Source organism: uncultured Sulfuricurvum sp., from assembly GCF_937936435.1.
GTDB lineage: Bacteria > Campylobacterota > Campylobacteria > Campylobacterales > Sulfurimonadaceae > Sulfuricurvum.
In genome coordinates, this window is sequence record NZ_CALDDG010000080.1 from 1 (window position 1) to 7,188 (window position 7,188).

Sequence of the window (7,188 nt, forward strand, 5' to 3'; positions counted from 1 at the left end):
GGATTCGTATCATCGGGAGTTCCTTCCCCTTCGTCGCTTTCACGATAGAGTGCGTGGTAAACTTCTTCGACACTTTTGTCGCGAAATGACTCGAGGATGATTGCGTCGTCATCCGCATTCCCGACCCGTTGAAAATCGCTTAAGAGCAATCCCAGTACGATGTCGCAGCTTCGGTTCCATGTCGGTTTGTCGCGCCCCTTCATCCGAAAAGGGTGTTTGAGCAAAATATGCAGCAGGACATGGGCGTACAGATATTTGAGCTTGTTGTTATCGATCCCCCCCGCTTTTGAGACGTCGATACGGATACTGATACCGTCCGTTTCGAACAGCATATGGGGATTTGTCTGATATTTATGGGGAATAGAGAGGGCCAATACGCTCAAAAACGGGTGATCAAACAGAAATTGAACCCGTATTTTCTCGATTGCTTCATCAAAAGACGGCTCTTGCACGTTAGAACTCTCCATGATCGGTACGGCCAGAGCCCGAAGCGTTAGAGGATATAGTCGCCATAGCGCTCGATCCATGCATCAAATTCGGAGTATTCGGCCACTGCAGCGTCTTTAACGATGACGTCTTTAATCAGCATCACGCCAAATTCGGTCGGGAGTACCTGAGCAAATCCGAACAGGTGTTTCGTCGATTCTTCTCCTCCGCGGTAAAGTTCGACCATGGCAGAAACCAGTGCATAAAGCAATGCCGGTTCGCTTTTGTCGATTTCAGGATAATTTCCGTTATAGATTTCTTCAACATTCGGAAGTTTTTCATATACCTTCACGTAAGAGAGAAATTCGATACCGGCACCGTATCCGATCAAACCGTATACAATCGGTGCGATGGATGCGACGTTATCGTTTTTCTTTAGAATGGATGAAAGCATATGATAGCTTCTCGGTGTTGCAAAAGCGGGATTCGAATCGTCATCGCTGACAGGCTCGGAAGTGAGCAGATCGGGACGGAAACTCAAAAACCCGATGATGAACGGATGCAGCCCTTCTCGAATCGCAAAGAGCTTAAAATCTTCGAAACGCGCTTCGACATTCAGATGCACCATCCGGTTTGCAAGCGGTGTAGGCAGACGGAAAACGACACCCCGGTCGCTAATCCGGTTTCCGGCACAAATGATCCGCCATCCGCTCGGCAGAGCATACTCTCCCATTTTACGGTTAAGGACTAGCTGATAAATCGCTGCCTGCACGGATGGAGGGGCAGAATTTAATTCGTCCAGAAACAAGATACCGCTCGATTCGGGATCTTTCGGAAAAAAGACGGGGCTCATCCAAACGGTCTGCTCTTCCCGAATAGCCGGTACGCCGCGTAAATCGACAGGGTCCATTTGCGAAAGACGCACATCGATCAGTTCCAGATTGTGTTTTGCCGCAATGTCGGCAACGATATACGATTTTCCGATTCCGGGGCTTCCATGGATAAAAACGGGTATATCGGCTGCGATCAGCGTGTCGAGGTGTTGATACAGTTCGGTTGTTGTAATCGATGGACTCTTCACGCGCTCGCCTCGGCTATGATGCAGGTGAAACAATGTTCTTGGTCATCGCAGCTGACGCATGCCGGAGCCACTTTGCCGATGGAATCGTAAAGAAATTTTTTCCAAAGTTTATCTTTAGGTTTGATGCGTGCGAGGCCGGGGAAATGTTCGCTCATAAATGCACCCATTTGAATCCGATTTTTAAATCCGAGATCTTGATACAGATGGTTCATTTCCAACGATTTTTTGGCAATCATCGGCGCTATCTCATAGCGTGCTTTATCATCTATCGCATATTTTTTGAGAAAGTTCTCAATCTCGCGGCACATTAGGTCATGTTCGCTCATAGCATCCTCCTAATCTAATACTTGACTAGAAAATGCAATTTCTATTCTTATTAATCGGATACGAATATGGCTAAATATGATTAAAAATTAATCATATACGCAGAAGCCCGATACGGCAAAAACGTAGAAATACCTGTTATATTTACGTATATTACAGGTGAGGTTAACAAGTCATAATGAACGACTCTCAATTATTAGAACTTTTCCCGTTTATACGCAACAGTGTAGAACTTTTCGACAATCAGAACCGTTTTTTAAAAAAAATTATTTTGACCGGAAAAATTTCCGCTCTGGAAAAAGCGGCCAACCTTTTCTCATTTACCGAAAAAACTATCGAAACGTTTACGGATCTGAAAGATGAACTAATCCCTTTACTGATTCAGGAAAATGTCAAAAAACATACCGAAGAGCTCCATTCAAAAGCTCAAATCAGCATTGATATTCTGATTCGGAACCTTTTTGAACGTACCGCCGATGTCGGTTTTTTGGCTACGGACAACGTTATTATCGAGTTTTTACGGGGTGACAAATCCGCCGAGATGTTGAAAAAACGGCTTGTCGAATATACTCTCAAATACAGCGTTTATCATGAAATCATTATTGCCGATACACAAGGCAGGGTTGCATTGAATATTAACAGCGGTAACGTCATCAGTGATACGGCTCACGATCCGATCATCGAAGAAGCGCTGGCAACTGACGGTTATATAGAGCGATACGCCTACAGCCCTCTTTTTTCATCTCAAAACAAGTCGCTGATGTTTGCGCAGCGAATCGTTGAGAACCATCAGCCTATGGGAGTATTGATACTCTGTTTTCGGTTTGAAGATGAGATGGAACGTATTTTTTCCTCTTTGCTTAGCCCTTCGGAACACGTCTATATTACCGACGGAAAGCAAATTATCGCCACTTCCGAGAGTTCGGTCGGTGCAATCAAAAAACCTAAAAAAAGCAATGATAAAATCACTTTTGAAAACGGCAATCTTTATGTAAGCGCTTCTACAAAAGGGTATGAAGGGTATTTCGGAACACCGTCGTGGAAAAGCGTTTCATATATCAACGCACGAAAATCTTCCCAGAAGCCTCCAGTCGAAGATACGATAGGGGTAAAATGCACACTGGATGATAACATCAAATCGATTATCCGAAAAGCCGACGACGTTATCGAAGATTTGAGTGACGTAATCATTAACGGTGAATTGATCGCCTCCAAAGAGCAGGTATATGTACTCACGCCTGTCCTCGATAATCTTCGTATCGTTAGTTCCGCCATCCTCACCACCATCAAAGAGACCGTCAATAATCTCGAAAACACGATTATGGAAGGATTGATTTATGATGCCCAATCCGCTGCAAAACTGGCAATAGAGATTATGGACCGGAATCTTTACGAAAGAGCTAACGACTGCCGCTGGTGGGCCATGACTCCCTTATTCGAACAAGAACTCGGCGACGCTACCTCCGATACCAAACGGATGAACGATGTTCTCTCTTACATCAACAATCTTTACACGGTTTACACCAATCTTTTTATCTACAACCGTGATGCGACTATCGTAGCATCTTCAAACGATCAAAGTATCATAGGGAATAAAATTTCAGGTGATTACATATCCCGAACACTCAGCAACCAAATCGGACAAAACTATTTTGTCAGCGCATTTGAACCGACTCCGTATTACCAAAATGAAGCCACTTATATCTACAGCGCGACAATACGCCAGAATGAAAAGATTGTCGGCGGGATCGGGATCGTATTTGATTCATACCCGCAATTTCAGGCTATGCTTCAGGACAGCTTCCCCGCTGGAAAAAAAGGGTTCTCATGTTTTGTAGATCGTAAAGGATACGTCATTTCAACTACCCATCCGAGTATCCGTCCAATGGAACAGATGGAACTTGATGAAGTTATTTTACGCTATAACGATCGGCAATCAACCCACCGTTTTCTCATCTATGAAGGGAAAAAGTATCTTGTCGGTATCGCTTTGTCATACGGTTATCGGGAGTATAAACTGCAAGATAATTACAAAAATGACATTTTATCGCTCACTTTTATCGAGTATTGAGCCTTACATTTCGATTTCGACCATTTTTCCCATGGCGATTTCGGCTATCTCTCGTCCAAATGCGACGCACTCTTCAAGTTCCTCTTCGGTAGGGATCAGTTTGACCTTCATCGGAGAAAGCGGAACCCGAAATTTCAAGCCTCGCAGACGGTCATGCAGCATTTCGGGAGCTTCTCCCGTCCATCCGTAGGAGCCGAACGTCGCTCCGATTTTTCCGTTGCTTTCCAGATACGACATACACGAGAGCAAATCCCACGCCGGTTTAACGGCATCTCCGTTAATGGTTGGCGAACCGACAAGAACCGCGTCCGATTCTTCGAGAAGATCGATCATGTTGTTCTCATCCAAAGATGCAAGATCGTACATGCTGGCACGTATCCCCTCGACGGCATCTGCACCTTGCATCATTTTTTCCGCCATTTTATGGGTGTTGTCATAACTGGAGATGTAAAACACCGAAAGCATCTTCGTTCCGAATTCGTTTTTTCGGAATTTAGCTTCGGAACTCCATTGGGCATATTTGGCGATATACCCTTGCGGATTCGAACGTAATATCGGACCGTGAAGCGGCGCGATCAGATCAATATCGAACCGTGCATAGAGTTTTAATGCATTCAAGACATGCTGTTTGAACGGCCGCATGATATGGTCGTAATAATATTGGAAAGCATACGAAAAATCGCCGACCGCATCGTCAAAAAGACGCTCGTCATAGTAATGGCTTCCGAATACATCCCCGCTGAAAAGGAGTTTTTCTTCATGCAAATAACTGCTCATCGTATCGGGCCAATGCAAAAAAGGGGTCATTAAAAACTCGATCGTCTTATCACCGAGTGAGATTTTTTTGCCCGTGGTTGCAATCTCATACGGAATATCCGTTCGAATGATGCCCTTGAGCATCATGACGGCACGGCCCGAGATAATCAACTTCGCTTCGGGAGCACGGCTCATGAGTTCGATCAATGCCCCCGAATGGTCGGGTTCGAGATGGTGTAAAACGATATAGCGGATTTCACTGTAGTCGCATACCCGTTCCAAACGGGCAAAAAAATCGTCCGAAAACTCTTTCTTGACGGTATCCATTACCGCTACACCTTCGCTTCCGCGAACCACATAGCTGTTATATGAACTTCCGTTCGCCGTCTTCATAATAATATCGAAAGTACGGATTTTTGGATCAAATGCCCCCGTAAAATAGACGTCGGGTTTAATAGTGAGAATGTCTGGAATCATTAAGTGTCCTAAATATATTCGATAACAATATTTCCGTCTTTATCGGTAACGGAGCATTGGCACATAAATCGGACGTCGCTCTCGCGAGAATCGATCATTTGAAGAAGCTTTTCCTCTTTCTCATTCAGGGCAGAGAGATATTCCATCCCCTCCAACACTCTGGCGATACACGTGCCGCAATCGCCGACTCTGCAGCCAAAAATCATCGAAGCACCGCTTTTTTCCGCAAGGGAACGCATGGTTGTTCCGACCGGAACATTAATCTTAATATTGTCGTTTTTGAGAAATACCGTTGCCATCAGTCATCCCTCCTTTGGTTAGAAAGGAAAATGCATTTAGTATTCTAATTGACCCGTAATTTTGTTCTTCCGACAAATAATCGGAGAAAATCGTATATATCGCTTAGAAAAAAAGCTCGGGTATCCTGATGTTCGAACCGTTGCAGCCATACTCGCTCTTTATTCTGCAAACCGCGACAGGGAATGACGAACTCATCGCGTGGCAAAAGCGGTTTAAGTATACCGCAGTCATTGATAGCGTTTACTACCGCTTCGAACAAATCGTCAAGCCGGTCGTCTTCATCGTAATGATACAATTTACCGTCCATTTTATAAAAACGGTAAATTCCAAGAATTTCGTTTGCTTTATCGATTTCATTCATACGTCAGCCTTATAAGTCATTCCATGCGCAAGTGCAACAGCTTCGTTCGTTACCATACCGTTATACGTATTAAGCGCACCCCGATAAACTTCATCTGCAAGCAGCAGGTGCAAAGGGGTGGAAGCGATCATCGACGCATACGGCATAGTCGCATTCGTCAACGCTATCGTAGAGGTACGCGGGTACATTCCCGGCATATTCGCTACGCAGTAATGGACAATTCCGTCAATTTCGAACGTCGGATGCGAGTGCGTCGTCGCATGGGAAGTTTCAAAACATCCCCCTTGATCAATCGATACATCGACGATTACGCTCCCTTTTTTCATATCTGAGAGCATCTCTTTTGTCACCAGTTTCGGAGCTTTGGCACCCGGCAATAGTACGGTTCCGACAACCAGATCGGCATTTTTAATACTATTTAATATGCTATCATGTGTCGAATAAAGCATCGTGACATTGGCAGGCATAACGTCACGCAAATATGTCAAACGTTCGGTATTGATATCAAGCATGGTCACTTCCGCACCCAGCCCCGCTGCGGCATCTGCCGCCGATTTACCCGCGACCCCCGCACCCAAAATAACGACACGGTTTCGCTCAACTCCTACGGCACCTCCGAGCAGCCGCCCGCTTCCGCCGTTATAACGTCCCAAATGAACAGCACCGAACAGTGTCGCCATCCGCCCCGCTATCTCGCTCATCGGTTCAAGAAGCGGTAATCGACGCCCTATTTTGAGCGTTTCATAAGCCAATGCGGTAATCCGTTTTTGGCATAAAACTTCCGTCAGTTCTTTATCGGCGGCCAGATGAAGATAGGTAAAAAGGATCTGTCCCTCTTTTAAGCGGGCGTATTCGACTTCGATCGGTTCTTTGACCTTCATGACCATTTCGGATGAGGAGTACACTTCCTCAGGCGTCGCTATGATACTGGCACCTGCTTCTACATACTCTTCGTCGAAAAAACCGCTTCCGACTCCCGCATTAGCTTCTACCAGCAGTGTATGACCGCGTTTACAAAGCTCACGAACTCCCGATGGAGTGATACCGACGCGAAATTCATCCGTTTTAATCTCTTTTGGAATACCGATAATCATACTTTTCCCCCGATTGCCACTGCATAGAGCAGCGGATTAACCGACCAGCAGAGCGCTTCGTCGTCATAAAATGCCCCTATTCCGCTGCACCCGGCATTCGATTCTTCCGAAATCAGGTAAAGCTTATGGGCATATTTGCCTGCCTCAATGTGCGTAACCGCATCAAATGAGCGCCCGAAAATTAATGATATCACACTCGCACCCGCGATAAAACGCTGTTCTAAAAGTAAATGAACCATTTCAGCTGAATAGTTCCCCACTTGCGTACAAACGCCGTTACGATACACACCGCATTGCA

At 45.4% G+C, this 7,188-nt stretch carries 8 protein-coding genes and 1 pseudogene; 1 reads left to right on the forward strand and 8 read right to left on the reverse strand.

Annotated elements, in window-relative coordinates:
• From Q0389_RS08450 to Q0389_RS08460, 3 genes are all read right to left on the reverse strand, one after another.
• The coding region (locus Q0389_RS08450; protein ID WP_298693472.1) for a hypothetical protein at positions 1–452 on the reverse strand (452 nt) is incomplete at its 3' end.
• Positions 453–493: 41 nt separating this feature from the next.
• Positions 494–1,507 (reverse strand): MoxR family ATPase, encoded by a 1,014-nt coding sequence (locus tag Q0389_RS08455; protein WP_298693473.1) that lies wholly within the window; start codon positions 1,505–1,507, stop codon positions 494–496.
• Complete coding sequence (locus tag Q0389_RS08460) at positions 1,504–1,833, reverse strand: nitrogen fixation protein NifQ (RefSeq protein ID WP_298693474.1); 330 nt, start codon at positions 1,831–1,833, stop codon at positions 1,504–1,506. The genes Q0389_RS08455 and Q0389_RS08460 overlap by 4 nt, the downstream gene beginning before the upstream one ends.
• A 176-nt stretch (positions 1,834–2,009) precedes the next feature.
• On the opposite strand from Q0389_RS08460, the gene Q0389_RS08465 reads away from it, so the two are divergent.
• Positions 2,010–3,902, forward strand: a complete 1,893-nt coding sequence (locus tag Q0389_RS08465; protein WP_298693475.1) for a hypothetical protein — start codon at positions 2,010–2,012, stop codon at positions 3,900–3,902.
• 3 nt (positions 3,903–3,905) lie between these two features.
• On the opposite strand, the gene Q0389_RS08470 is transcribed toward Q0389_RS08465, so the two are convergent.
• The 5 genes and pseudogenes from Q0389_RS08470 to Q0389_RS08490 form a co-directional block, all read right to left on the reverse strand.
• Complete coding sequence (locus tag Q0389_RS08470) at positions 3,906–5,135, reverse strand: FprA family A-type flavoprotein (RefSeq protein WP_298693476.1); 1,230 nt, start codon at positions 5,133–5,135, stop codon at positions 3,906–3,908.
• A gap of 8 nt (positions 5,136–5,143) precedes the next feature.
• A complete protein-coding gene (locus tag Q0389_RS08475) occupies positions 5,144–5,434 on the reverse strand; it encodes a 2Fe-2S iron-sulfur cluster-binding protein (protein WP_298693477.1) in 291 nt (96 codons plus the stop codon).
• Positions 5,435–5,478: 44 nt separating this feature from the next.
• Positions 5,479–5,796 (reverse strand): hypothetical protein, encoded by a 318-nt coding sequence (locus Q0389_RS08480; protein ID WP_298693478.1) that lies wholly within the window; start codon positions 5,794–5,796, stop codon positions 5,479–5,481.
• Positions 5,793–6,890 carry an alanine dehydrogenase gene (ald, locus tag Q0389_RS08485; RefSeq protein WP_298693479.1) on the reverse strand — a complete coding sequence of 366 codons (1,098 nt, stop codon included), beginning with the start codon at positions 6,888–6,890 and terminating at the stop codon, positions 5,793–5,795. Before ald ends, Q0389_RS08480 begins: the two co-directional genes overlap by 4 nt.
• Positions 6,887–7,188 (reverse strand): annotated as a pseudogene (locus Q0389_RS08490) (hypothetical protein); the annotation flags it as partial. The pseudogene Q0389_RS08490 and the gene ald, both read right to left, overlap by 4 nt.